This is a genomic window from Cellvibrio sp. (assembly GCF_046347455.1).
Taxonomy (GTDB): Bacteria; Pseudomonadota; Gammaproteobacteria; order Pseudomonadales; family Cellvibrionaceae; genus Cellvibrio.
Map to the genome: position 1 here is coordinate 359,289 of NZ_JAXMGC010000004.1, position 25,306 is coordinate 384,594.

Consider the following 25,306-nt stretch of genomic DNA (forward strand, 5'->3'; position numbering starts at 1 on the left):
TGGGAGTTATGTTTGTACTAAACGGTGTGGTGCGAGTAGAACGCCAACAATTGGATTTTAGCTCCACGACTATTGCAGAGCTGGCCGCTAAAGTTACGCAATATTTGCAGCGGTGTGGAGTTGATGTGGCCTTTTTATGAATAGCAAAGATAAAATTAGCCACGTTGCTTTCGACCTCTTCGGCACCCTGATTAAATTTGGTGTGCAACACCATCCTTTTAGGCAGCTTCTTAAATGGGCTCGCGAAAATGGCCGGCAAGTTCTGCCTGATGATGCTCGAACAGTAATGACAATTAACGGTAGCGTTGATGCCATTAGCTACGGGCTAGGCATCAACCCTCCGCGTGAATTGGTACAAAAAATCGAATCGCAAATCGAAGATGAACTGTCGAGCCTTTCTCTATTTGATGATGTCATTCCAACGCTTAACGCCTTGCAATTTCGCGGCATAAGAATCGGGCTTTGCTCGAACTTAGCTCAACCCTATGGTGCGGTCATTGGCAGGCTGCTAGCTGACTTCGATCTAGAGCAATTTCTTAGTTATGAGTTGGGTGCGATCAAACCCGAAGCTCAAATATACGCATCGATATTAGATCGCTTTAATTGTGAGCCTAAGCAGTGTCTATTTATCGGCGATACATTTGAAGCTGATTATGCTGGCCCAACAGCGGTGGGCATGAAGGCGCTCCACCTAACGCGAAGTGGTGTGGCCCAACCACATCAAATTAGCTCACTGGGTGATGTGTTAGCGTATTTGGATGGAGACAACCGATAAGAGAAAATTACGATAGTTTTAAACGTTCGTAAGCCATCACAAATTTTTCTTGTACTTCAGTTTCAACCGCAAACTCTCTGGCTTGGCGGCACGCAGTAATAGCATCAGCAGCCGTGTAACCATGATCCATCAAGATTAGTGCAGCAACAGTGCCCGTTCGCCCAAAGCCACCTTTGCAATGAATAAGTATTTTCCCTTTGCTGGCCAGCAAGGTTTTGAATTCATGTCTTAGCGTTAGCCAATGGTTCAGCCAAGCATCGTCTGGTGCGCACTTGTCGGGAATGGGTAAATTGAACCACTTAAAATGTTCTTGGTATACCGCAGGTAAATTGCGTACTTCCAGCTCGTCATACTCAAAACCTTCAAGCAATGATATAACAGCAGTAGCGCCCCAAGCTTGTACTGATTCAATATCAAGAGTCACATCTCTATCCCAGGACCCGGTCAAGGCATTTGGTTGCTTTTTACCGGGGCAAAAAGTTAGCCCAAGTTCACCATTTGATACTGAGATGGTATTAATAATTAAAGGGTGGCTTATGCTCGTTCTTGCCATTGTTTGTTTCATTGCGCTTCCGATACAAATAGTGAGTCAATTAGGTCTAAAGCCTTTATACATCTATGTTTCCACCCTAATTTGCGAAAATCTTTAATTTCGGTTGGAAAGTCAGCATTGGCGCAGGTTTAGGCCTCTTCTCCCGCTCCAAATGACCGTAAAAAGGTATAACGGTCTCCGCCTTTCTTGGGTCGATAAAGTGCGGCAATACGACCTCTTCCACTCTCAGGCAGGCCTTCACCCACCTCTTCAAGCAGTTCATCAACGGGGAACTTGCGACGGAAGGATTTCTTTTCCAATTGGGTTCCCAGGAGTTCTTCATAGGTTTGTTGCAGTTGAGTTAGGGTAAAGGGAGCATTTAACACATACATGGGTAGTGCTGTATAACCCGCCTTTGCGCGCAAACGCTCTCTTGCGTGTGCAATAAGATCTGCGTGATCAAAAGCCAATGTTTGTTTGAGTGCTGTATCAACTGGCCACCAACGGGCATCAACAACGGCATGGATAAACTCTGCCGTAGGTGCATAGGGAATCAGTGCCATGTATAACGACGTAACAGACCAACCTCTTGGGTCACGGTTAGGATTACCAACTGTTGTGACCTGTTCCAAATGTGGTGCTTTAACACCGGTCTTCTCGACTAGCTTTCGTAAAGCAGTAGCGTGAAGATCCTTATCTTGCTTTTGATTGATAAAACCACCCGGCAAAGACCATCGCCCCTTTTGTGGATATTCACCACGTTCGACCATCAATACATGTAGCTTGCCATCCAATAGCGTAAAAATGGCCACATCTACCGATACCAAGGGCACGTCGTAGTCATGGATGTTGTAGTGCTTTAGATACTCTTTTTCGGAGCTATACATGGCAATGGTTGTTCTCGAAAGGAAGATTAAAAAGAGATTAAAAAATAGCTTGCCAATTAAGTGGCATTTAGCCAATAATAATTCCAGTCAGCACACATAGCAAGTTAATTGCAGTGCTGGCAATTAATAGTGGCGAGATAGACTTGCCACTTTCACCATCAGCAAGGGTCTTGCGATATGAACAAACCATTCGACTTTACCGTTTTTATCGGTCGCTTCCAGCCATTCCATGCTGGCCACTTAAAAGTGGTGCAGGAAGGCCTTAAACAAGCCGACAAACTTATTCTCTTAATAGGTTCTGCGTGGCAGCCACGTAATACCCGCAACCCATGGACGCATCAAGAGCGCGAAGAAATGGTTCGTGCCTGTTTAAGCGAAGCTGATAATGCGCGCCTGCTTTGCCTGCCTTTAATGGACGTGCCATACAACGATGAAATTTGGGTTCGCAATGTGCAATCTACCGTAAACGGTCTGGTAACCGCCCATTACACAACCCCTCATCGTGCCGCAAAAATTGCCTTGATTGGTCATAAAAAAGATCAAACAGGTTTTTACCTAAATCTGTTTCCACAATGGCACAGCATCAGTATTGAAAATCACAGAGCGATCAGCGCCACGCCGGTGAGAGAAGGTTATTTCATTGATAATGCCGAGCAAGTCATTACGAGCATGGTAGATACTGAAGTACTCCCAAAAGCTGTAGCAAATTATTTGTTGAGCTTTGCAAAAGAAAATAACGGTTACGCGCAAGTGCGTGACGAAATCCTGTTTATTAAGAAATATCAGGAAGCGTGGAAGGTGGCACCTTATGCGCCAACCTTTGTCACAGTGGATTCAATAGTTATTCAATCTGGCCACGTACTTTTAATAGAGCGCAAAGCAAATCCGGGTAAAGGTCTGTGGGCATTGCCCGGTGGGTTTTTAGATCAGGGTGAGCGAGTGCTTGATGCCTGTTTACGAGAACTGCGTGAAGAAACAAAGTTGAAAGTTCCAACCCCTGTGTTGAAAGGTTCTATAAAGCGTCAGGCGGTTTACGATGATCCACATCGTTCAGCACGTGGTCGTACTGTTACTCATGCGTTTTATATTGAGTTGGAACCCAATGCGGAATTACCAAAAGTAAAAGGTGGTGATGATGCAAAACATGCGCGTTGGGTACCACTAAGTGAATTAGATCCCCAACTTATGTTTGAAGACCATTATTTTATTATTCAGGATATGTTAGGAGCGGTTTAACGTATGAAACTAAGATTTGAAAATATTTTTGAGGCGGTTATTGATGATCCTGTCCGTGCAAAAGAAGTTCAGAACAGGGCAAATCTGATCTCTGCTGTACGGGATATAGTGACTGCCTGTCAGTGGAATCAAGAAGAAAAGATCAGCGTCACTATTGATGAAAGTACCATTGTGATCAGTCGTGCGGGGCTGAAACCAAAGTACACCTGAGCAGAGCTGCTTGGAGCGGGTGATGAAAAATGATCGTGCTTTATTGCTTAATGATATTTAGTTCGGAAAGCTGCGGCGAACAGCTGCTTTGTGCCCAAAGCGGACCTTGAAATGGATGCGTATCGTTGGTTGGCTTACATACGCTGATTTGCAAAGTTGAACGTGCGTGTTAAGTACCCTTAATTGAATTAGTCCCTCGGCTTATGTTTGAAGATCATTATTGTATTCTTCCGGAAATATTTGGAGCGGTTTAATGTTCTCGGTTAGTCATTGCAAGAAAGTGCATTTTGGTAATCGTTATGAGTAGTCTATTAAGAGTTGGTGATCAAGTAATTCATTTTAAGCATGGGGATGGTTTAATAGTACGCCTATTGACTGAGGGTATAGTCGAGGTGCAATTTGGTAAATCATTCAAATATGTGCAGGAAAGCAGTCTAACTTCAAAAAATTGGTTAGAACGAGAGCAAAGGAAAAATAATGAGCGCAAGCAAAAAGAATCTGAAAGACAGAAAAAAATTGCTGCCGAAGATAAAAAACGACACCAAAGAAATCACGTCATCGCTCTGTTAGAAAGATTCAGTTTTTCGACTGCATTTTCTTTCTATCAAGGGCATTGCAGCGAATGGTGGTCGACTGAAGAATACGTGGCTCTTGAATCAAGCTTCAAGGAAAAACAAAGGAAAATATTGCAAAGAGACGCAATCTTGATCGAGATTCGTAGCCGATTTGTAAATGACTTTCTGGGGGCGGTCCCTTTTTTTAAATCCGTATCGTCAGACTTGATCAGTGAACAAGAATTCGAGTCAGAAAAACTATCTTTTGTAAAAAATTGGATTTCAGCCAATACGCCAAGTAGAGGCGGTATGAAGCAATTGCCTGATGACGAGCAGATCAAGGCCATAGCTTCCGTAAATGGGCACATACAAGTAATTGCTCGTGCGGGTAGTGGTAAGACCACTACACTTGTCAATCGCACTTTTTTCTTGCTTAAGCATTGCCGAGTTAAACCTTCCGAAATTCTAATACTCGCATTCAATAAGAAAGCCGCTCTCGAAGTACGTAAAAGATTATTGGTGCTAATTGATGCAAGTGCTGAAGCAGCCGTTAATGATGAAGTTATTAGCCGCGTCAAAACCTCTCATAGAAGAAAGCCTATAGAGAAGGATGAGATTGAGGCCGGTGCAATCGAAAGTGTTGCCGCAAATTTAAATGTAACTTTACCGCATATTATGACATTTCATGCGCTGGCCTATGCAATTGTGCACCCAGATGAAAGTATTTTGTACGATGGAGCCGAAAGTGACTCGCAATCTTTAAGTGGAACATTTCAAAAAGTGATTGATGATCGCTTGAGAGATCCCCTCTCACGAGAAGAAATTCGAGAGCTGATGCTTGCCCATTTTCGAGAAGATTGGGATCGAATTGTCGAGGGGCGGCATGACTTCAGCAGAGATGAGTTTTTAAAATTTCGAAGATCTCTACAGGATGAAAGTATTGGTGGTGATTATGTGAAGTCTTCTGGCGAAAAGCTTATCGCCGATTTTTTGTTTGAGCACGACATTGCATACAAATATGAGAATAATCATTCTTGGGGTGGCATTAACTATCGGCCTGATTTTACAATTTTCCTCACTGCCAAAAGCGGCATTATTATTGAATATTTCGGGCTTAAAGGGGAATTGGATTATGATGAAGAATCAGACAGGAAGCGTGAGTATTGGAGGACTAAACCACATTGGACTCTGATGGAATTCACACCTAAGGATATCGCATCCGTGGGCCCCGCTGCATTTTTAGAAAAATTGAAGTTCAACCTAGAGCAGAAAGGTATTAAATGTACGCGATTATCTGAAGACGAAATTTGGAGTCGCGTTAAAGACAGAGCAATCGACAGGTTCACGAAAGCGTCTGTTCGTTTTGTAGGCCGATGCCGCATGGATTCGCTAACTCCTGGCGAGTTAAAAATTCGCATTGCGAGCTACAAGCCTATTTCTCAAGGTGAGGGTATGTTTCTTAACATATTGCAGAGTCTTTACACTGCTTACCTTAATCGATTGTCGGCTACCGGCGAATTGGACTTTAATGGTCTTATGCAGCGAGCAGGAGAGCTTGTTAGTAGTGGTGTAACCAACTTCATGCGAAAATCGGGAGGAGGAGATTTGGCTTCGCTAAGGTATATATGTGTAGATGAATTCCAAGATTTTTCTGATCTGTTTTATAGACTACTTGTCTCTATCAGGAAGTTTAATTCACGGGTCGAGCTGTTTTGTGTTGGTGATGATTGGCAGGCAATCAATGGGTTTGCTGGCTCTGACTTAAGATTCTTTAATCATTTTGAAAAACACATTGGAAGCTCGAGGCAGCTGTATATTTCTACCAATTATCGATCATCGCGCTCTATTGTTGATATTGGCAATAATCTGATGACAGGCTTGGGGATTCCCGCACGCGCGCATAAACAAGTTCCTGGAATGGTGATAATTTCAGATTTAGATCAGTTTGAACCCTCGAATGTCGAGAAAGAGCGTCATTCTGGGGACATTGTTACTCCCGCTGTGTTGAGGCTAATTGGCAAAGCTCTAGCAGATGACATGGATGTAGTTTTGCTTTGTCGTACAAATGAATTGTATTGGTCTGTAAATTATTCAAACCAAGAAGCAGCCAATAATCGTGGCATTCAAAGATACCTCGAATTAGTAAGGTCATTTTTCCCAGATGGTCTGAAAGAACGAATTACTATTTCTACCGCACACAAATATAAAGGGCTAGAAAAGCCAATGGTGATCCTGCTCGACTTGGTAGCTAGAAGGTACCCCCTTAGGCATCCTGACTGGGTTTTTTCTAGAATTCTAGGTGACAGTCCAGAAAAAAAAGTTGAAGAAGAGCGGCGTCTACTCTACGTGGCGCTGACACGTGCAATAGATAAATTGGTAATCATTACTGAAGGCAGAAGTAAATCTCCATTTCTTGCAGAGCTGGAGTCTAAGGTGTCTTTATCTGCAATCAATTGGGATGAGTACCCCGCTAGAAAGGGAGCTACGTCCCGCTTAGTTGTTAAAGTTGGTAATCTCAAGGGGCGTGGCGGTGCGCCTACATTTGCAATAAAAGATCTTTTGAAGGCGTCGGGGTATAAGTATCAGTCACAGAGCTGGGCAAAGGGCTTTCCTGAAGAGGGGTTTCACATAGAAAAAGTTAAATCAGAACTTTGGTGTGCCTCAGCGGATGGTGTGGATGTGCAGGTGCTTGATGAGATGGACGTATTGGTTGCAAGGTTTGTAATTCATGACAGGCAATGGGGCACTGTTTTTAATAAATTAGTGTGTAGTAAAGGTTCGGATTCAAGCGAGGCAAATGGTTAAAGGTTTATTCGATATTCTATGCCACGCTAAAAAAGTTTGAGAGAACACTTAGCTAAAGTTTTAAATTTTGATCGGGAATTTCGGATCCGTTCCATGACTTTTGCGACATTCAAGTGTATTAAAGCGTTAATAATTGTATTTAGAAAAATCAAGGGTTTTAAATGACTACACAGGTAATGGAAAAAATTTTGTACCAAGGGGAGACGCTTGAGATGTACACGACCCCTCTTGAGGACTACTTTGCTCAGATGGAAAACAGACCACAATTCATGCCGCCAGCTTCGTGCCTGTGGCGTGGTTATGTTGGTAAATGGGAGATTTCAAATGACCAACTTTTTCTATTAGATTTTGGATCGACCCTGGAAGACGGAACTGAAGTCTCTATGAGAACTTACTTCCTAGAATCAACTGATAGAGTTTTCGCTCAATGGTATTCGGGTCAGCTTCACGTCGTATCTGGCAAGTTGCTTGGGCATATCCATATTTTTCGCCCCATATTTGAACGCGATATTTTCATCGATGTAAAGCAAGGATTAGTGGTAGCAACAAAAGTTGTTCATAACAAAAAAGAAGATTGGAGTGAAAAGCAATGGAATCCTTTTGGGTGATCTTTTAATTCGCCACCAAAGTGAGCTAAAGGAAAAGCAAAATCAATTGGATGTCCGCTTTGGAGTAAAAACCAGGGCTGATAATACAATCCTGACTTTCTGGTTATGGCCGAAGTAGCCGGGCTACGTTTCCCAGAGCATTATCGAATTTAATGAGCGGTTGAAAATTTACTCAAGGTTGTTATCCTAGCTTAACTTTTGATTTCGGGCATTGCCCAGCAAGAAAGATGGTCGCCCGCCTGGTTTGGAGCAGAGTCCCACAGGCGGCCCCGACCAACCCTCCTATCCGTCAGCTTTTGGCCGATGCTGTTGAAAAACTCGATAATTCTATCAAGCCAATTGACACACGCCCAATACGATAAAGTTGATGTGCAAACTATTTAATGAACTCTTGAGGGAGAGTCATGGACAGTTGAAATTTTAATGGTGGCAACTGTACAAAACTTAAGGCGATTAACAAGTTTATGGACTTTCAGTTACTGCGGTCGAGGGCGACGCCGAAATTCTCGTTAGGCGGAGTTAGCGTTTTGTCAGTCATCATTAGCAGTTTTCTTTGATCTATCAATGCAAGCAAAGCCACAGTGAAACATTGCTCGCAAAGATCCAAATGATAAGCTTTCCCATCTTGTTTCGAGCCATAGCCCCACCTAGCGCTGAGCTCTCCGCCTTCTTCATATGATTGACCTGCGATATCCAATGTTAATGTCTGTTCGCAAACGTCGCAGACACGACCTACTACAACCTCAACTAGCTTTTTTCTTCTCACCTTCATTACGAATCCTCAAGTTAGTACAGCGAAGTCAAAGGAATTAGCTCCGCAGACGTTTGACAGATAATTCCTTATTTCTACAAGCCCACTTAAACCATTCAATGCGACGAAGGCCGCAGGCGTTCCGTTAAATGCTTTGTTTTGTTGGCTTATCCACTGATAGGCAAGGTTTTGTTGTTCAGGAAATATATGCGTAGGTATTAGTGTATCCCTAGAAGATGTCCTTCATACTCAGCTACCCCCAATGAAGCTGAAATAGGTAAGCCCAACTGGTAATCATTAAAATCATTTGGTAAGCCGGACTTTGATAACTCATGAGCGAAGCTCCACTGCCGCATAAAAATATCGTGTATCTTCGGAGAGGATTATTGACCTCTGCAGGTAATAATATAATCCTTCATGCGTTGTCTGCCAAACGAAACGTTTCCCCTGCGCTTCTAATCTCCTTAATTCAAGCAGTTTTCAAAAAGTGGTTCCTGACAATTCATATTTATAGAAAATTTATTGTCCCAATTTAGCCATCGATGGTTTTGGGGCGCTGGACATCTATATAATTGATGCTCCGATTTGCTTAATGAAGCATCCGCTTTTTGCAATACGTTATTGCAAGCTTATCAAATTCCTCTGGATCTATTCCTGAAATCACTTCCCTTTACCCGGTGCTTGAGCTTTCTGCCGCGAAACAAACTAAATTCTTGGTTGACATCGTCAAACAATCTCTCTTGATGCCCGCAGATCTAATTTTGGTAGAAGTATGTTATTGCTGCTCATTGTGACCCATTGATTTATGGGCGCGGGCTTTTGACAAAATATAGTGGCATTTTGACAACATACCTATTGACATTAAGGTGGCTATTTGCCACTATATATCCATGGAAGCAAAAACTGCTTCCAAAAAGTTAATACAAACCCTAAAACAACACTGGATAGACCGGTGTTTAACCCTGATGATTGGAGGATTTCCATCATGCAAAACTTGATTCTTAATACTGACTCTTACAAAACCTCTCACTTTGTTCAGTACCCAGAAGGCGCTGAATACGTCTCTAGCTATATTGAATCTCGCGGTGGCGTTTACCCTACAACCGTATTCTTTGGCTTGCAGATGTTTATCAAACAATACCTGACCAAACCTATTACCTTGGCGGATATTGATGAGGCAGACGAAATCTGTGCATTGCATGGTGTTCCCTTCAATCGTAAGGGTTGGTTGCACATTCTGAATGCTCACAATGGTTTTTTGCCTTTACACATTGAAGCTGTACCAGAGGGTACTGTAGTACCAACAGGTAATGTATTGGTTCAAGTTATTAACACTGATCCAACTTGCGCTTGGTTAACCAGCTATATAGAAACAGCTTTGTTGCGCGCGATTTGGTATCCAACAACTGTCGCGACTGTATCTAAAACTTGTCACACCATCATTGCCCGTTACTTGGAAGAAACTGCTGATAACCTAAATGGTTTGCCATTCAAACTTCATGACTTTGGTGCTCGCGGCGCAAGCTCTGAAGAAACTACAGCTATCGGTTCTTTAGCGCACTTGGTTAACTTTCTGGGTACCGACAGCTTCTCTGGTCTGTTGGCAGCGCGCCGCTACTACGGTGCAAACATGGCTGGGTTCTCTATCCCAGCAGCTGAGCACAGCACCATCACTAGCTGGGGTCGTGATGGAGAAACTGCTGCTTACGCCAATATGCTGAAGCAATTTGGTGGCAAAGATAAATTAGTTGCCGTAGTCAGCGATTCTTACGATATCTGGAATGCTATCGACAACCTGTGGGGTGGTGAATTAAAAACCCAGGTTGAAAACACTGGCGGTACTTTGGTTATTCGCCCTGATTCTGGCGAACCCGTTGAAATTGTCCCTGAAGCCATTGAACGCTTGATGGCTAAATTTGGTTACACCACTAACACCAAGGGCTACAAAGTATTACCTGCTTGTGTGCGTTTGATTCAAGGTGATGGTGTTTGTGCCGCTGCTATAGAAGCCATTTTGGCTGAGATGAAAAAACGCGGCTTGAGCGCCGATAACGTGGCTTTTGGTATGGGCGGCGAGCTGCTGCAAAAAGTGAATCGTGATACGCAAAGGTTTGCGATGAAAGCATCTGCCATTTGCATTAAGGGTGAATGGAGAGATGTGTACAAAGACCCTATCACTGACCAAGGCAAGCGTTCTAAAAAAGGTCGTTTGGCATTAACTAAAGAAGACGGTCAATTCAAAACGGTACAACGTAATACAATCACCGCCGAAGATAATCAATTAGTGACGGTATTTAATAACGGCCAAGTGGTCACTGAATACACATTAGATCAAGTTCGCCAACAGGCCCTTAAGGCTTAATTATCAACAAGGAGAAAACCATGTTTAACATTGGCTATTACAAAGCAGAACCTACCACCTATGTGGTTCGCTATCACAAAGGATCCATTAAGCAGCAAGGCGTTGGCTTATCATTTTTCTACTTTGCTCCAAGTACATCTTTAGTGGCGATTCCTATCGCCAGCCAAGATGCGCCTTTCATGCTGAAGGAAACCACAGCTGACTTTCAGGAGGTGACCATTCAGGGTCAGTTGGTGTATCGCGTTGCCGATGCGCCTCGCTTGGCGGGCATGATGAACTTTTCATTGGCCGACAATGCAAAAGATTACGCATCGAAGGATCCTGATAAGCTTTCAAACCGTATTTTAAATTTGGTTCAAGTGTTAATGCGTGCAGAGATTCAACAGATGCCTCTGCGCAATGCACTGACCGCATCACGTAGTCTCGTGGAAAAAGTGAGAGAGCAATTAAAACACTCGGATGTTCTTGTGTCATTAGGTGTAGAAGTGGTGGATCTCGCCATTCAAGCGCTTCGTCCTGCGCCAGAAACGTCTCGTGCGTTAGAGGCCTCTGTACGTGAATCATTATTACGTGAAGCAGACGAAGCAACCTATGCACGCCGTAATGCTGCTATTGAGCAAGAGCGTGCGATCAAAGAAAACGAATTGCGTACCGAGCTGGCAATAGAAGCTAAAACCCGCGAACTACGGGAAAGCAAAATGGAAGCTGAGCGTTCTGTTAAAGAAAAAGAGCGCTTAATTCGTAAAGAAGAAATGGACGCCCAAGTGAGTCTGGAAACCAAACGCCAAGAGTTGGTGGATCTTGCTACCGGCAATGAGCGGAAGCAAGGTGAAGCTAAGGCTTACACTGTCGAAAAAATGATGGAAGCCTTAAACAAAATAGATCCTAAATTGTTTGAAGCTATTGCAGCAGGTGGTATGGAGCCAGACGTGATTATTGCACAAGCGTTCAAAAGCTTGGCGACTAATGCGGGCAACATAGGGCAACTGAATATTACACCTGACTTCCTCGGTGGCTTGCTGCAAAGGGATTAGTCATGGAGCGCTTATCTGAACGAAAAATTATTCTCATCCACCGCGAAACGCGGTTGGATGGTTTGATACGCAGGCATAATACCCGTGATCAAGCGGGTTTCTATATCAAAAGCCGTGGCGATAATTTTGCGGATTATCTAGATGAAGATCGCGAGCTAAAACTCGCCCTCTCTGAAATTGAAAGTGTCCTAAAAATTTATGGACGCGTGCAAGTATTAGAGCGCAGCTTTTTACCTAACTTTTTGTTTGGTCCAGATGATCTTGTCGTAGTTGCTGGTCAGGATGGATTAGTGGCAAATACGCTGAAATATCTAAAAGGCCAGCCGTTAATCGCTATCAATCCTGCACCGCAGAGGTTTGATGGTAAGCTGTTACCATTTAAGTTGGCTGATATAAATACCATATTGAATGCCGTGCTAAATAACCGCTTCTCGGCAAAAGCTGTGACCATGGCGCAAGCAGAATTGAACGATGGCCAAACTTTGCTGGCTGTGAATGATTTATATATCGGCCCCAAACTACCAATATCCGCGCGCTACGAATTGGAATACAACGGGCAACGTGAAGTGCAATCTTCATCGGGTGTGTTGATATCGACCGGCCTTGGTTCTACAGGTTGGTTGCGCAGCTTGGTGACCGGCGCAACAGCTATCTCTAAGTCGCAATCACATCAACAATACGAAATGCCATGGGATTCTCGTCAGCTATGTTATTGCGTGCGTGAACCGTTCCCATCACAGACCACTGGTACATCGTTGGTGTTTGGCAAGATTGAACCATCACAACATTTTTCACTTACATCGCGTATGGCTGAAGGCGGAATCATTTTCTCGGACGGAATTGTGGACGATGCAATTGAGTTTAACTCAGGCACTATCGCGAATATTGCTATAGCAAAGATACAAGGGAAGCTTGTTTCAAGCTAACCGATATATAGTTGAGTGCTTGTATCAATATCGGGGGTTGAACAAGTTGAAAATTTGATGTAGATTTCAGTGGCCTCGAAAAGCTGGGGTGCGGTAGCTAGCCGTGCAGTTGAATTAGCATTCAAATAGTTTATGCGTCGCGCGTAAACACATCTGGTGAAAGCCAAAAAAGCAAAGCAGTTTTTATTGTTTTGCATGCGAGCTTAGCTCGTAACATCTAAGCGTTACCTACGCTATAAATCCGTCAAAAATTCACCGGCTATTTTAGCATTGCTTTTTTTGCCCTGAATTGTCATTCCTTCATTCTTATGGCGTCAATTAAGCTACGTGCTCGGATGCATGCCTATCTATTTATGAATTAAAACTGAGCCGTGTTTGAGCCACAAAAAATATGCTTTTGCTTTTGAAAATATATAAGCGTGGTTGTGAAAATTGAATTTAGTTATTTAGTGGTAACGTTGTGGAAATTAATGAATTAAAAATCAGAGTAAAACTGGTGGATGCGAATCGATTCAGCGCAGCCGCTAGCTACCATAATGAAAAATTATACGAATCCTATTGTCAGCTGAAATTTCAAGTGGGTTTAGAGGGCCTATCGGCTTGGCCAAAAGAATTGCTATCAGTCATTGCCATTAAGAATCCGGTGCTTACGGTGAAGCGGGAGGGTGGTTGGGACGTTTTGGGTGGTCTCTTTAGTTTGTTTTTGGCAAATGAAAATCTGATTGAGTCTGTTCCAATTTATGAAATTGAATCGCCGAGTGAGGAGCTAATTGAATTAATCGAGGCTTCTGAGTTGTGGCAACCACTTTGCTTTCAGCTTGACTCAAAAATCGGTTTGGCTAGCGTATTAAGCGCAGAAAAAATAATAGGTGATAACTGGTTGGATAAAAAATATGCAGAAGAAATTTCGCATATACGGTCAATAGCAAAAATTTCGGGGAAAACAAGAGATGCAGTTCGTCATCAGATGAGGAATTTTAAAAAACATGAAAGCAAATAATTTCGAAGAGCTATATGGATTTTCATTGTTGCCAGAAAATATGAGATTTACCCTCATAAACTATGGCGAGTACATTGTATCAGCGGATTCCCTTATAAATGACATGCACAAGCAGTTTTCAGATATCGATTTGGCTTGCGCTGAGCTTGATAGCTCTACTGGTTCTCATGTTAATAGAGATGGGATGCTGGCGCATATGCAAGACCGAGAAATCATCGAAAAAACATTGGTCCCAGCAATGTTAGCAACAAAAATACAGCGGATTAGTATTGAGCATTTAGATTTTCAGCAGTTACAGGCGTTTGTGTATTGGGCCTCTAAAATTATAAATGACAAAAATGGCGCAAACATTGTAGGTGAGGCTGCTAGGGAGGTGCGCCTGATGGCTGTTAGTCCGCATCGTGCGAAATTTTGGAAATATTTTAGTAGGGAAGAAACTGGGTTTTCAGGATTTAAAAATAAGCTTAATGAATTTCAAGATCTTGAAAAATTTAGAGGGATTCGCATTAACCGTATAATGCGGTTAATTCAACTTGTAGATGAGCTAATTAACCCAAAGGAAAAAAGTGAGGGTAAAAGAAAAAAATCATCTGTTTCAAAAATGTTAAAGATTATTAAATCAGCTAATAGGATCATGGATGATGATTTTCGGGTAAGTAATATCTGTGAAGTAGCCAGAGATAATCAACAAGAAAGAACCGGTATACAGATTGATCAAGTCAGGAAATTGATAAACATCGAACCAATTAAAAGCTCTCAGATTGATCGCGATAGAGCACTAAAGAGTACTCAAGCAAAAGCAATAGCTAACGATTTTTCGATGCGAGAAATTCTTCCTCCTGCACGCTACGGTGGTTTAACAAAGGATGAAGTAAAATTCTTGGTTGAAAAAATTTATCAGGAGGTCGAGCGAAAAAATATTGCCTATGTTGTTATCGCAATAATGTTGTTTTTTGGTAGAGATGCTAAAACGGCTATAAACATATTATTTCGCAAAAAAGATGAGCTAATGAATGATGTGCTTTGGCAGCCAAAAAAATTGTGTGCAATAAAATATACAATGCGCTTCCCTATTATAAAGTCATCGTTGTATGAGGATCTGAATCTGTCAGATATAGGTGATAGTTTGCTATTGCCTCTGCCGATGTGGCTAAATGATATCGTAAGTTTAAAGGAATATAAGATGGCGTATAAAAATACTGACCTCATGGCTGCTGTTGAGTCAGCAATTAAGGCATTAAATATTCATGAAAATATTCGCTTTACAAAAACTGCGATATCGAATGTTGCGTTTGAATGGTTGCGTCGCACAGGCGTATCGGAAAGCAATATTTTATGGATTATAGGTGGAACGCCTCAAGAATACGCGAGCTTGTATTACTATTCCACGTCAGAATTTATTCTTCGAGAGATTCATAAAAATTATTTAGATACATTGGGGCGCCTATCTGGCGTTGAGATGGCACCTATTCAAATAGTCGATAGTAATAAAATTTTGGGGAGTCGCATTACGCTCTCTCTTGAAAAGGTTAGATCTATTGCAACTAAAGTCTTAGGGGAAGAGGTTGTACTTGAAAATCGCACCAAAGAAAGCATAGTGGAATTCCATAATAAATTTCTGTGGCGGTGCTATTTTATATTTTCTATTTTTTCAGCGCATAGAGCGGTTAATAATCCATTTCAGAGTATTTTAGATTTTGATTGTTATAGCAAATCCTTGTGGATAAGTGACAAAGATAATCGTAGTGCTCAATCTTCGAGGGTAATCCCTCTTGCTGATGTTGTCGTTGAACAATATCAGAATTTAATTGCGCATTATGAAAAGCTTGCCAGGTGGCTTAGGCCGATCGACAAATTACTATCTCAGCAGGTTGAGGCAATACTGGAAGGTGAGAAAGGGGTATTCTTTTTAAGTTGGATTTATTTGGATCGTTTGGAGGGGGTGAGTACGGGTAAGATCCAAGCTCATTTTGAAAAAATGTATTGCCTTCCCGCCAATTGGCAGCGCCATTTTTTGAGGCAGTATTTAAGTGTTAAAAATCACTCGCAGGATCAGATTAATGCATTTATGGGGCACGCAAACTTTGGGCGAGAGTCACATGGGCGATGGAGCTCCTATAGCTCTGAGTCATCGGGGCATATAAGGGCGTCGTTAAACTGGCTTGCAAAAGAACTACAAATTAACAGCATAAAAGGACTTGGTTAATATGAGTCGGGAAAATCGAAATAAGGCGAAAATTGAAAAAGAACGACAAGTAACAGAGCTTATAGATGAATTGTATTTTAACCACTTCAATTTTCTAAAGGCAGGAAATATTGACGAAACTAAGTATGAGTTTGCCGTACTAGGTTTTAAAAAAGATCTTGAAAATACAGATTTAACCGCGACGGACTACCGGCGTGCTATGCAGCGCTTAGAGAAAACCATACATGCAGGCAATATAAACAACGGATGGAATTTGCCCTTGCCTGCAGTTCCTATTGCAGTACGTCGTCATAATCAAACACGCCAACAAAATTGGTTTTTAGCTGCGCGTGAAGCGGGTGAGCTAGCTAATAGTTTCCAGAATTTTCTTGAGGCCAGATCATTGGATTCGTTGCCGGAAGACGATCTTTTGGTTTGTTTGGTTTTGGCTAGCTTATTTAATTCTGGAATTTGGCAGTCCAAGGTATTAATTAGTTTTTTAAGATCCGTGGGGGAAAAGCCACATTTTACAGCCCAATTGGTAATGGGTGAGGCTGTCGTTCTGAGAGATGTATTAGTTGATGCCGTTAATATTCATACCGTTGGTGATGATAACGGCAGCTATTTAGTACATCGCTGTTTCCCCGATGCATTTACATTGTGTGTTTTAAGATGCTTAAGCACTTCTAAGCACAAACTAAGTATTTGCAAGCTCTTAAAGAACGCCACTGAAAAAGCAATATTAAAAAATATCACGTATTTCTGTAAAAAATATGGATTTATAACATTCAAAAAAATCACCACGTTAAAGAAGTTGTGTTCGGCTGGTCTTGTTTATGCTGAAAAAGTATCAGATATATCATCAGCAATTTATGAAGCTGCCGCCGGAAATACCATGACAGCAGAATTACCGTCTTCATACTGGGGTGAATTTGTTGGGGACGGTGCAGTGCAGGAAAATTTGGAGATCTTGCGTGAAAATATCGAAAATGATTTCACGAAAAATTCATCTAAAAAATCTCTACATACATCAAGTGTCAGTATTGTTCAGTCATTAAATCAATTGCGTTCTGCGTTTGTTGTTAAAAACACCAAGAAAAAACTTACTTCGATGGCGGTAATTGAGGCGCTTTCTCAAATCAACACCCAATATTGGTGCGAGGCGCTACACTGCTTACATGCGTGGCTTTTGAAGATGCTACATCCCACACGAGGGCTTAAAGTCAGTTCAGTTCGACGCTACTTTTCAGAAGTGACGAGTGAATGGGTATTCCATACCGAAAGTGCAGATTTAGCATCATTGGATGAAAACGATTTCGCTCAAATATACCGCACGATTTTAGAGGCTGTTACCAATGACCAGCGGCGTAATTACAAGGCGCGGTGCTTGCAGGAGCTGCATGATTTTGGGGTGAAACACTATAATTGGCCGGTGCTCACAGAAGAGTTGTGTCATCACACGAGATCTTCGCAGTATGTGAATGCGGGGTATATAAGTAATCAATTGTACATGCGCATACTTGCGGCCATCGCTAATGATCAGCAATTGGACGCAAGTCAAAAGGCCTCGATTAAATTAATGGTCATATTGGCCTATCGCACAGGGCTTAGAGTAGGTGAGCTAGTAAAATTACGATTATGTGATGTTGAAGACTCAAGTGTGCGAACAATATTTATTGTTAATAATAAAATAGGCAATAATAAATCCATATCTGCTCGGCGTAAGCTCCCCCTCCTTTATCTGTTGCATCCCGATGAGTTTAAACTATTTAATAACTGGTGCGGGGAGCGATCTGCATTAGCGATTTATGTGGACGAACCACTTTTTCCCGCCAAGGAAATTACACGGGAGCCATTTAATCAACAAAAACTTTCAAGATACGTCAATAGTGTTATGCGTTCACTGTGCCCGCACTTGAATCATACCTTCCATCATTTTAGGCACTCATGCCTATCAAATTTTCAGTTTTTAGTTGAGCGTGAGTATGAAATTCTTTCGCGGTTGGCAAATCTAGATGTTAGGCAGTTAACGGCATTGTCACAAAAAGTTATTGCACATCCTAGTTGCGCAATTGAGCGGTATTGGGCATTGGCGCAATTTGCTGGGCATGCCTGCCCAAGTACATCTTTTAGAAACTACTTGCATTTTAACCAATGGATTTTATCCTTAAAAATTGCAACTCAAACGACATCTTTGTCTAAAGAGCTGTGCAAAAATATCTTGAACTATAGTTCTAAAAAAGTAACTAGGAGATTTATAGATAATGGGAGCAAGGTTGTTTTCTACTCAGCGCTCAATCAACATGTCACTTCGCTTTTCCCTCTAAATGACATAAAGCAGATGCCTGAAACAATTGATAATAATAGTTTGGGTATTGGTGTTAGGCGAACCACTAACATTATGACTACTTATAAAGTGCTTGAGCAGTATCAACAGGATATTTCAATAGAGACATTATCAATCCGGTTCAATTGGCCTACTGAAAAAATACAAAGATGGGTAGATGTTGCACGAGCAATCGCGAATTTAAAAACTAGGGAGGGTGGTCTCAGAATGGTTAAAGAAAAGACCGAAAGGATATCTGGCGGTTTGTTATTACCGGCTACACTTGCAGATCATGAAGAGGAAAAATATTTAGAGGAAACGGTATGCAATTTAAGAGATCGCGTCAAAAATGATAAAGGTGCATTGAAAAATATTCACTGGGCTTTGCTGTATTATTTAAGACATAGTCTTATTACAAATACAGGTATTGGTTTTACGGAAAGGACTGCTTTTTGTCGATTCGTGGATAGCTTCATGCCTGCAATAAAGCCAGAGTATTGGCGGGTGATTTCAAATGGACGTACAAGCAATTCAATTTTGACGGATAAAAACTATGCCGCAATTCGCGAAGCTGTAGACGTTTTCATGTCTTGTACGCTCTATTTACGTCATCCTAAAGAGGCATCACTGATTGCAAAAGATAACGGCTTCGAAAAATATACATCACAGATATTGCGTTTTTTTATGCACATGACAGCGATTAGAATGTTGTCAGTCGATGATGTCAGCCCGAACTATTCAATACTGTCTGAGGCTGTCAGCGATACATGATATTTGATCCAGCCAATATGTCTTTAATGAAATATCTTTGACTTCATGAGGCTTCAAAAACACTATCAAGTCGCGCAGTATTTCCAGTTGTTGGAGTTGTAGGGCGGCGAGCAGGGTATCAAAATTTACATTGACGTTATTTGTTGTTACGTGTTGGCAGTTGGCGGATAGATTTTTCACACACTTCGCACTGATATAGCGTCGGTTATTTTCTCCTAGCTTATAATCTAAGTAGTTTTTCGCCATTCTGCGGTAGAGTGTTTTTTTACTGCATTTTAATAGCGTTGCTGCTTGGCTCATGGTGAGCCAAGTGTTGTCCCAATGTGTCATGATTTTGTCTCACTTTTCGAGTTTGGCTCGCTTCTTTAAATGCTTTAATTAAAGGGTCCCAACGCGTCCCACATTCTGTCCCGGATAATTCGCTGAATCATTCGTTAATAAGTTTTCCAAGCGCTTTTTCAAGTTGATCCAAAATTGATTTATTAGTCCCATTCTCTAAGTCAGTTTTTTGAAGCTGCACCAAGGTCCAGTTAGTTAATGCATCATTGTTATTGTTTTCCATGCCTGTCCCAACTAAAAAGACGAAATTTGATTCAAGCGGGTTGATGTACATCTTGCGCATGAGTGCCGTTACAATATTTTTACAAAGCCTTATCTGTGTTCTTTTTTGCTTTTCTGTCTTAAGAAGTTGCATTACGTCGATATTCATTTTTTACTCCTGTGTATAAGTTTTTGGCACTTTGCTTTGCTCTTCCAGCAAGCGTTCAAAAGCTGAACCATCTTGCCGTGTCAGGTTGGGTACGTATCGTGAATACACGCGAAATAGCATTTCTGTTGTGCTGTGTCCCATTTGATTTGCGATCCATTCTGGGCTTTCGCCTGCGGCCAGCCATAAAGTTGCAGCTGTATGGCGGGTTTGATACGGGCGACGTTTTTCAAGATTTAAATGGCGCAGAAGTGGATACCAAACGCGCGCTGAAATGTTTTTGTTGTCGACTGGGCCGCCTGTGTTGTTGCAAAAGACATAGACTGAATGTTTTTTGCTAGTTTCTTCTTGTTTTTTTAGTGCCTCATAAACCATTTGACTCATTGCGATGCTGCGGTAGGAGCCATCTGTTTTTGTTGGAACAATTTTCCCAAGTACCAGTGCTTGATGTACTTGAATTTGACGGCGTTCAAAGTCAATATTGCGCCAAACCAGTCCATCAATTTCGCCCGTGCGCATACCGCTAAAAAATCTTACCGTGTAATAATTTTTAAAGTCAGTACGAACCTTCTCTAGAATTAAAAGCACTTCTTCTAGAGTAAAAGGTTCAATATCTGACCGTGCGACACGCAACTGTTTCATCTGAGGCCACTGTAAAGAAAAACTAAAACGCGTTGCTGCCTCGGTAAGAATCATCCGTAAGACCATTAAAATTTTATTGATGCGAGTGTTAGATATCTTTCCATTTTTTCCGGGCAATTTAGCTAAATCGGAACGAAACTCCAAAATCATGGATGGTGTTAATTCATTGATGGGAGTTCTGCCAAAGCGTGGAATTAGATGAACATTCACAATGCAACGTTGGGTGCGTTTGTGGCTTTCACGCCACTCAATTTCTTTTTCTAGGAGCCATTTTTCCGCAAATGACTCGACTAGCGGCACTCCAGCTTTGCGTTCAGCTATTGCCAACGTCTGTTCGCGTAACTCAATGACCTTTCTTGATGTTGGAAAATATTGCTCATAATTAAATGTGCCTAGGGTAATTTCGGCTTCTATCCGATCTAAAATTTGCTTCAGCCGTTTACGATTTGCTGGTGTATCGTCTAATTTTGTTTGCTCGCGGCAACGTTGCCCGAGATAACGAAAATCAATCGTTAAACGATTATTTCTAGTGTTTATGCTTCCCATATAGCCTCCTACATCACACCGAGCATGAGCGTGTTGATAGCGGGTGCATGGAACATATCGTTTTCGATTTTTTCCCAAATATAAAGAATCTTACGGCCACCGAATGGGCGAATGTAATGAACCCCTTCCAGCAACACTGAGTCCTTCAAGCAATCGCGAATCGTGCGAGCGTCATACTTAATTCGAGCAGACAGTTCTTGAGTGGTAAGGTAGGTGTGTGACATATCTTCAAGCCTCTTGTAGAATAAAAGATGCGTCCATGAATCAAAATGATCTCCTGAAGATCATAATAACCCACAAAAGATCTATTGCAAGCTATTTTGCTCTGCTAAAGATCAAAAAGGTCTTTTAGAGATGATTAAATGCCATTTGTCGCGTATTTTGGGAGAGAAGAAACTCAAGATTGCGGATGTCGCTAGGGATACAGGAATAAATAGAGGAACGATTACGCGGCTTTATCAAGAAACTGCGGTGCGCGTTGAGTTTGATGTTCTGGAGCAGCTTTGCCTTTATTTAGGTTGCGAGGTAGGGGAGTTGCTAGAGTTGCCGGACACGTCAGACAAAGGTATTTAACGCTAAATTGCCCTCAAAGCTTCTACCGCTTTTAAGTCTCTCATTTGAGTGGTGAAACTGATGAATGATCAACGGTGTATTTGTGTGTTTTTAATTCTCATGAGTTTCGCCATTAAAATAACGGTCTGGCACTGAATAGATGCCTTAATAGTCATTAATCGGTGAATTTGGGCACTTAGGCCGTTGGTCATTTTTTGATGTTTTTTGAACGCGTGTTGCTCATGCCAAAAAAATCGTGGTCACCAAATGGTCACCGTTTGGTCACCGAGCAAAAATCAGTGCGAGGAAAAGAGAGCTAAGTCATTGAAAAATATGGCGCACCTGACTGGATTCGAACCAGCGACCAACGGCTTCGGAAACCGCTACTCTATCCAACTGAGCTACAGGTGCGTAAAAATGAGAGGCCGCGATTCTACTGATCCGCGGCCTTTGCGTCTATTTATTGTGGCTGATTTATGCTGCTTTCTGGTCTTCTGCCAAATCTGTGATGTTAAGGGTTTTGGTGATGTTTACCGATCCCAAGCTTTGGCTGATGGTGCCGAATTGGAAATCTTCAATCATGCGTTCCAAACGAGGCAGGCAGCGCTTTAGGTTGGTGTAGTGACGGAAGTTGCTAAACCAGCTGGCGTTAGGCACGCGTGGTTGGTCTGGGTCGATTTCCCAAGGATGCAGGTAAAAAATTTGCGGTTTGGTTTGATTGAGGCTCGCGCGCTCAAATAGCCAGCGCGATAGCGCATAGGGATATTGGCGGAAGTAGCCACCGCCTGCCGCCGGAACCGATTGGCCAAATACTTTTGCGGTAGTGAGTGGGAATTCAGTCAGTACGGCGCCATTGGTAGTGATGATTTTGTAGGGCTCTTCAGGGCTGCCGGGAATACCATAGTTATCGTGGCGCGTCGGAAATATGCTTGAATCCCACGTAAAGCCAAGTTCGGCCAAGGTATCCAGCGCCCACAATGATTTGCGGGTGATTGAGTAACTGGCAGCGCGGTAGCCGACCACCGGCGCTTGGCCTAAATCTTCCAGAATTTGTTTGGATTTGCCGGTTTCCTCGCGGAATACCTTCTGGTCTTGCTTGTAAATTAGCTGATGGCTGTAACCGTGCGAAGCAATTTCATGGCCTTGCGCGCGAATGGTTTTGACCAGTTCGGGGTATCGCTCGGCCACCCAACCCAAAATAAAGAAGGTGATTTTGATATCGGCATCTGCAAAAAGCTGAAGAAGTCTGTGGGTATTCGCTTCCACACGGCAAGGCCATTGATCCCATTCTTCTTGCTTGATGACTTTATTAAATGCCGCGACGTGGAAGTAGTCTTCCACATCGACGGTCATGGCATGGGTTAGGCTCATGCGAAACTCCTTGTGTCGTGAGAGTTAAACCTTGTAGTAATCTCTGTACCACTTCACGAAGTTTTCTACGCCCACTTCAATAGGGGTGCTTGGCTGGTAGTCTACGTCTTCAATCAATGCATCGACATTGGCGTAGGTATCGGGGACATCGCCCGGTTGGAGCGGCAATAAATTCTTAATTGCCTTCTTGCCCAAACAGTTTTCAAGAACCTCGATGTAACGGAGTAGTTCTACCGGGTTGTTACTGCCGATGTTGTAGATACGGTAAGGACCTTTTGAAGTGGCTGGATCAGGCTTATCGCCGGACCAATTTGAATTGGGCTGAGCGACTTTGTCCAGCGTGCGTGTTACTCCTTCCACGATATCATCTATGTATGTGAAGTCTCTGCGGTGGTTACCGTAGTTAAATACGTCAATAGGTTCGCCAGCCAGAATCTTCTTGGTAAAAATGAACAGCGCCATATCGGGGCGACCCCAAGGGCCGTACACCGTAAAGAAACGAAGACCTGTGGTGGGTATGTTGAAGAGATGGCTGTAAGTGTGAGCCATCAGCTCATTCGCTTTCTTGCTTGCTGCGTAAAGGCTTACAGGGTGATCCACATTATTGTGAACAGAGAAGGGCATTGCGGTGTTCGCGCCGTACACAGAACTGCTGGACGCGTAAACCAAATTCTCTGTACCGAAATGACGGCAGCCTTCCAGAATGTTTAAGAATCCAGTGATGTTTGCGTCTATATAAGCATGCGGATTAATCAATGAATAACGCACACCTGCTTGCGCTGCAAGGTTGACGACGCGGTCTGGCTTGTGGGTTTTAAACACATTGTCGATAGCGGCCTTGTCTTCGAGGTTGCAACGAATATCAGTAAAACCGCTATTGGCAGTCAGGTAAGATAAGCGGTCTTTCTTAATTTGCACATCGTAATAATCGTTTAAGTTGTCGATACCGACTACTTCATCGCCACGAGCAAGCAGGCGTTTGGCAAGGGTTGATCCTATAAAACCGGCAGTTCCTGTGATTAAAACTTTCATTGATAAATCCTGTAATTACAAGCGCGCGTCTACGGCGTCTTTGGGAAGAATATGTTTTACATCGAAAAGTACATGGTTGGATTTACCCAGCGCACGTATGGCTTCTGAGCCCATTTCACGAAATGCGTTGTGGCCAACGCATAGGATGATTGCATCGTAGCTGCCCGCTTGCGGCTCTTTGATGAGATCCAAGCCGTATTCGTGCTGAGCTTCCGCGGCATCTGCCCATGGGTCGTAAACACTGACGTTGGCGTTGTAGTTGCGCAGCTCGTTAATGATGTCGATAACGCGGGTATTGCGTAGGTCAGGGCAGTTCTCTTTGAAGGTCAGCCCCATAATTAAAATATTGGAATCAACCACGTGGCACTTGCGTTGAGTCATCATTTTGACGACTGACTCGGCGATGAAAATGCCCATATTGTCGTTAATACGACGGCCAGCCAGTATCACCTCAGGGTTATAACCGACTTGTTGCGCCTTGTGTGTGAGGTAGTAAGGGTCGACGCTAATACAGTGTCCACCGACTAATCCCGGGCGGAAAGGCAAAAAGTTCCATTTAGTGCCCGCCGCTTCAAGTACTTCCAGTGTGTCGATATTTAAGCGCTTGAATATGAGAGAGAGTTCATTAATGAGGGCGATATTAATGTCGCGTTGAGTGTTCTCGATAACCTTTGCTGCTTCAGCAACTTTAATGCTGCTGGCTTTGTGTGTACCTACTACCACAATTTTTCGATAGAGCTGGTCAACGTACTCGGCCACTTCAGGGGTAGACCCCGAAGTAATTTTAGTGATGTTGTGAACTCTATGCTGTTTATCGCCGGGGTTAATACGCTCCGGGCTATAGCCCGCATAAAAATCCTTGTTAAACACCAAGCCTGAGATTTTCTCAATGATGGGGACGCACACTTCTTCGGTGCATCCCGGGTAAACGGTCGATTCGAAGACGACTATTGCGTTCTTGCCGATGACCCTGCCCAAGAGTGCTGAGGCCTTTTCAAGTGGGGTCAGGTCGGGTTGCTTGCTGTCGTTGATGGGGGTGGGGACTGTAACTATGTAGACATCCGCACCTTTAATATCTGCTTCTTGAGTGGTGTAACTCAATAGCGAGGCGGCGGCCAGTTCTTCGGCATTTAATTCGAGGGTGTGATCCACGCCCTGACCTAGGGCATCTACACGAGACTGATTGATGTCGAAACCGATGGTTCTAATTTGCTTACCAAATTCAACCGCGAGAGGCAGGCCCACATAGCCTAAGCCAATGATGCAAACCTTGGGATTGCTGGCGAACATAACTAATTCCTTAACATTGGAGGGTATCCAGAAGGGACGATAAACTACCACAAACCCCGAAAAAATTATAAAAAAAAAGCCAAGAACATGCCATTTGCTGCAAAAAAAACGAGTACTTCGGGGTTCCTTGCAGATTTAGATGATTGGAGGTCGAATGTTTGTAACAAAACTCGTTATAATGCCGAGCTTTGCCTCGTCTTAAATC

General features: G+C 42.8%; 24 protein-coding genes and 1 tRNA gene. 13 read left to right on the forward strand and 12 right to left on the reverse strand.

What is annotated here, in order from left to right:
* The first annotated feature begins 8 nt into the window (after positions 1-8).
* Positions 9-140: a hypothetical protein gene (locus U1F02_RS10065; protein WP_409990253.1), complete on the forward strand. Its 132-nt coding sequence runs from the start codon at positions 9-11 to the stop codon at positions 138-140.
* Positions 137-775 (forward strand): HAD family hydrolase, encoded by a 639-nt coding sequence (locus U1F02_RS10070; protein WP_409990254.1) that lies wholly within the window; start codon positions 137-139, stop codon positions 773-775. Before U1F02_RS10065 ends, U1F02_RS10070 begins: the two co-directional genes overlap by 4 nt.
* Positions 776-782: 7 nt before the next feature.
* Here U1F02_RS10070 and U1F02_RS10075 read toward each other — a convergent pair whose 3' ends face one another.
* Both U1F02_RS10075 and U1F02_RS10080 read right to left on the reverse strand, forming a co-directional pair.
* The gene (locus U1F02_RS10075; RefSeq protein WP_409990255.1) at positions 783-1,340 is read right to left on the reverse strand and encodes a cyclin-dependent kinase inhibitor 3 family protein; all 558 of its coding nucleotides are present in this window, start codon (positions 1,338-1,340) and stop codon (positions 783-785) included.
* A gap of 116 nt (positions 1,341-1,456) precedes the next feature.
* Positions 1,457-2,194 (reverse strand): NUDIX hydrolase, encoded by a 738-nt coding sequence (locus U1F02_RS10080; RefSeq protein WP_409990256.1) that lies wholly within the window; start codon positions 2,192-2,194, stop codon positions 1,457-1,459.
* 177 nt (positions 2,195-2,371) lie between these two features.
* On the opposite strand from U1F02_RS10080, the gene U1F02_RS10085 reads away from it, so the two are divergent.
* The 4 genes from U1F02_RS10085 (at position 2,372) to U1F02_RS10100 (ending at position 7,607) form a co-directional block, all read left to right on the forward strand.
* The gene (locus U1F02_RS10085; protein WP_409990257.1) at positions 2,372-3,430 is read left to right on the forward strand and encodes a bifunctional nicotinamide-nucleotide adenylyltransferase/Nudix hydroxylase; all 1,059 of its coding nucleotides are present in this window, start codon (positions 2,372-2,374) and stop codon (positions 3,428-3,430) included.
* Positions 3,431-3,433: 3 nt separating this feature from the next.
* Positions 3,434-3,640 (forward strand): hypothetical protein, encoded by a 207-nt coding sequence (locus U1F02_RS10090; RefSeq protein ID WP_409990258.1) that lies wholly within the window; start codon positions 3,434-3,436, stop codon positions 3,638-3,640.
* 299 nt (positions 3,641-3,939) lie between these two features.
* Positions 3,940-6,999, forward strand: a complete 3,060-nt coding sequence (locus U1F02_RS10095) for a UvrD-helicase domain-containing protein (protein WP_409990259.1) — start codon at positions 3,940-3,942, stop codon at positions 6,997-6,999.
* A 161-nt stretch (positions 7,000-7,160) separates the two neighbouring features.
* Positions 7,161-7,607, forward strand: coding sequence for a hypothetical protein (locus U1F02_RS10100; RefSeq protein ID WP_409990260.1), 447 nt, complete (start codon positions 7,161-7,163; stop codon positions 7,605-7,607).
* Positions 7,608-8,079: 472 nt separating this feature from the next.
* Here the strand turns inward: U1F02_RS10100 and U1F02_RS10105 are convergent, their stop codons facing one another.
* Together U1F02_RS10105 and U1F02_RS10110 are read right to left on the reverse strand one after the other, a co-directional pair.
* Positions 8,080-8,379: a hypothetical protein gene (locus U1F02_RS10105; RefSeq protein WP_409990261.1), complete on the reverse strand. Its 300-nt coding sequence runs from the start codon at positions 8,377-8,379 to the stop codon at positions 8,080-8,082.
* Between the two features lie 9 nt (positions 8,380-8,388).
* Positions 8,389-8,577, reverse strand: a complete 189-nt coding sequence (locus U1F02_RS10110; RefSeq protein WP_409990291.1) for an antitoxin Xre/MbcA/ParS toxin-binding domain-containing protein — start codon at positions 8,575-8,577, stop codon at positions 8,389-8,391.
* A 766-nt stretch (positions 8,578-9,343) separates the two neighbouring features.
* Here U1F02_RS10110 and U1F02_RS10115 point away from each other — a divergent pair.
* The 6 genes from U1F02_RS10115 (at position 9,344) to U1F02_RS10140 (ending at position 18,962) form a co-directional block, all read left to right on the forward strand.
* Positions 9,344-10,720, forward strand: coding sequence for a nicotinate phosphoribosyltransferase (locus U1F02_RS10115; protein WP_409990262.1), 1,377 nt, complete (start codon positions 9,344-9,346; stop codon positions 10,718-10,720).
* 20 nt (positions 10,721-10,740) lie between these two features.
* Positions 10,741-11,754: an SPFH domain-containing protein gene (locus tag U1F02_RS10120; protein ID WP_409990263.1), complete on the forward strand. Its 1,014-nt coding sequence runs from the start codon at positions 10,741-10,743 to the stop codon at positions 11,752-11,754.
* Positions 11,755-11,756: 2 nt separating this feature from the next.
* Positions 11,757-12,680 (forward strand): sugar kinase, encoded by a 924-nt coding sequence (locus U1F02_RS10125; protein WP_409990264.1) that lies wholly within the window; start codon positions 11,757-11,759, stop codon positions 12,678-12,680.
* 460 nt (positions 12,681-13,140) lie between these two features.
* Positions 13,141-13,680: a hypothetical protein gene (locus tag U1F02_RS10130; protein ID WP_409990265.1), complete on the forward strand. Its 540-nt coding sequence runs from the start codon at positions 13,141-13,143 to the stop codon at positions 13,678-13,680.
* A complete protein-coding gene (locus tag U1F02_RS10135; RefSeq protein WP_409990266.1) occupies positions 13,667-15,886 on the forward strand; it encodes a hypothetical protein in 2,220 nt (739 codons plus the stop codon). Before U1F02_RS10130 ends, U1F02_RS10135 begins: the two co-directional genes overlap by 14 nt.
* A gap of 1 nt (position 15,887) precedes the next feature.
* On the forward strand, positions 15,888-18,962 hold the full coding sequence (locus U1F02_RS10140; RefSeq protein ID WP_409990267.1) for a tyrosine-type recombinase/integrase: 3,075 nt from the start codon (positions 15,888-15,890) through the stop codon (positions 18,960-18,962).
* Here U1F02_RS10140 and U1F02_RS10145 read toward each other — a convergent pair.
* From U1F02_RS10145 to U1F02_RS10160, 4 genes are all read right to left on the reverse strand, one after another.
* Complete coding sequence (locus U1F02_RS10145) at positions 18,930-19,292, reverse strand: helix-turn-helix transcriptional regulator (RefSeq protein ID WP_409990268.1); 363 nt, start codon at positions 19,290-19,292, stop codon at positions 18,930-18,932. The two genes, U1F02_RS10140 and U1F02_RS10145, sit on opposite strands and share 33 nt — an antisense overlap.
* A gap of 97 nt (positions 19,293-19,389) precedes the next feature.
* Complete coding sequence (locus tag U1F02_RS10150) at positions 19,390-19,671, reverse strand: hypothetical protein (protein WP_409990269.1); 282 nt, start codon at positions 19,669-19,671, stop codon at positions 19,390-19,392.
* 3 nt (positions 19,672-19,674) lie between these two features.
* Positions 19,675-20,856 (reverse strand): Arm DNA-binding domain-containing protein, encoded by a 1,182-nt coding sequence (locus tag U1F02_RS10155; RefSeq protein ID WP_409990270.1) that lies wholly within the window; start codon positions 20,854-20,856, stop codon positions 19,675-19,677.
* Between the two features lie 8 nt (positions 20,857-20,864).
* Positions 20,865-21,080, reverse strand: coding sequence for a hypothetical protein (locus tag U1F02_RS10160; RefSeq protein WP_409990271.1), 216 nt, complete (start codon positions 21,078-21,080; stop codon positions 20,865-20,867).
* A gap of 130 nt (positions 21,081-21,210) precedes the next feature.
* Here U1F02_RS10160 and U1F02_RS10165 point away from each other — a divergent pair, with 130 nt between their 5' ends.
* Complete coding sequence (locus U1F02_RS10165; RefSeq protein ID WP_409990272.1) at positions 21,211-21,429, forward strand: helix-turn-helix domain-containing protein; 219 nt, start codon at positions 21,211-21,213, stop codon at positions 21,427-21,429.
* Between the two features lie 313 nt (positions 21,430-21,742).
* Here the strand turns inward: U1F02_RS10165 and U1F02_RS10170 are convergent.
* The 4 genes from U1F02_RS10170 to tviB form a co-directional block, all read right to left on the reverse strand.
* Positions 21,743-21,819 (reverse strand) — tRNA-Arg (locus tag U1F02_RS10170).
* Positions 21,820-21,882: 63 nt separating this feature from the next.
* A complete protein-coding gene (locus U1F02_RS10175) occupies positions 21,883-22,779 on the reverse strand; it encodes an XrtA system polysaccharide deacetylase (protein WP_409990273.1) in 897 nt (298 codons plus the stop codon).
* 24 nt (positions 22,780-22,803) lie between these two features.
* Positions 22,804-23,811: an NAD-dependent epimerase gene (locus tag U1F02_RS10180; protein WP_409990274.1), complete on the reverse strand. Its 1,008-nt coding sequence runs from the start codon at positions 23,809-23,811 to the stop codon at positions 22,804-22,806.
* 15 nt (positions 23,812-23,826) lie between these two features.
* Positions 23,827-25,101 (reverse strand): Vi polysaccharide biosynthesis UDP-N-acetylglucosamine C-6 dehydrogenase TviB, encoded by a 1,275-nt coding sequence (gene tviB, locus U1F02_RS10185; RefSeq protein WP_409990275.1) that lies wholly within the window; start codon positions 25,099-25,101, stop codon positions 23,827-23,829.
* Positions 25,102-25,306 lie beyond the last annotated feature (205 nt).

Bases quoted from the DNA above. Each gene is read 5' to 3' on its own strand.
- U1F02_RS10065 (WP_409990253.1), top strand. From the start codon at position 9: ATGTTTGTACTAAACGGTGTGGTGCGAGTAGAACGCCAACAATTGGAT.
- U1F02_RS10070 (WP_409990254.1), top strand. From the start codon at position 137: ATGAATAGCAAAGATAAAATTAGCCACGTTGCTTTCGACCTCTTCGGC.
- U1F02_RS10075 (WP_409990255.1), bottom strand. From the start codon at position 1,340: ATGAAACAAACAATGGCAAGAACGAGCATAAGCCACCCTTTAATTATT.
- U1F02_RS10080 (WP_409990256.1), bottom strand. From the start codon at position 2,194: ATGTATAGCTCCGAAAAAGAGTATCTAAAGCACTACAACATCCATGAC.
- U1F02_RS10085 (WP_409990257.1), top strand. From the start codon at position 2,372: ATGAACAAACCATTCGACTTTACCGTTTTTATCGGTCGCTTCCAGCCA.
- U1F02_RS10090 (WP_409990258.1), top strand. From the start codon at position 3,434: ATGAAACTAAGATTTGAAAATATTTTTGAGGCGGTTATTGATGATCCT.
- U1F02_RS10095 (WP_409990259.1), top strand. From the start codon at position 3,940: ATGAGTAGTCTATTAAGAGTTGGTGATCAAGTAATTCATTTTAAGCAT.
- U1F02_RS10100 (WP_409990260.1), top strand. From the start codon at position 7,161: ATGACTACACAGGTAATGGAAAAAATTTTGTACCAAGGGGAGACGCTT.
- U1F02_RS10105 (WP_409990261.1), bottom strand. From the start codon at position 8,379: ATGAAGGTGAGAAGAAAAAAGCTAGTTGAGGTTGTAGTAGGTCGTGTC.
- U1F02_RS10115 (WP_409990262.1), top strand. From the start codon at position 9,344: ATGCAAAACTTGATTCTTAATACTGACTCTTACAAAACCTCTCACTTT.
- U1F02_RS10120 (WP_409990263.1), top strand. From the start codon at position 10,741: ATGTTTAACATTGGCTATTACAAAGCAGAACCTACCACCTATGTGGTT.
- U1F02_RS10125 (WP_409990264.1), top strand. From the start codon at position 11,757: ATGGAGCGCTTATCTGAACGAAAAATTATTCTCATCCACCGCGAAACG.
- U1F02_RS10135 (WP_409990266.1), top strand. From the start codon at position 13,667: ATGAAAGCAAATAATTTCGAAGAGCTATATGGATTTTCATTGTTGCCA.
- U1F02_RS10140 (WP_409990267.1), top strand. From the start codon at position 15,888: ATGAGTCGGGAAAATCGAAATAAGGCGAAAATTGAAAAAGAACGACAA.
- U1F02_RS10145 (WP_409990268.1), bottom strand. From the start codon at position 19,292: ATGACACATTGGGACAACACTTGGCTCACCATGAGCCAAGCAGCAACG.
- U1F02_RS10150 (WP_409990269.1), bottom strand. From the start codon at position 19,671: ATGAATATCGACGTAATGCAACTTCTTAAGACAGAAAAGCAAAAAAGA.
- U1F02_RS10155 (WP_409990270.1), bottom strand. From the start codon at position 20,856: ATGGGAAGCATAAACACTAGAAATAATCGTTTAACGATTGATTTTCGT.
- U1F02_RS10160 (WP_409990271.1), bottom strand. From the start codon at position 21,080: ATGTCACACACCTACCTTACCACTCAAGAACTGTCTGCTCGAATTAAG.
- U1F02_RS10165 (WP_409990272.1), top strand. From the start codon at position 21,211: ATGATTAAATGCCATTTGTCGCGTATTTTGGGAGAGAAGAAACTCAAG.
- U1F02_RS10175 (WP_409990273.1), bottom strand. From the start codon at position 22,779: ATGAGCCTAACCCATGCCATGACCGTCGATGTGGAAGACTACTTCCAC.
- U1F02_RS10180 (WP_409990274.1), bottom strand. From the start codon at position 23,811: ATGAAAGTTTTAATCACAGGAACTGCCGGTTTTATAGGATCAACCCTT.
- tviB (WP_409990275.1), bottom strand. From the start codon at position 25,101: ATGTTCGCCAGCAATCCCAAGGTTTGCATCATTGGCTTAGGCTATGTG.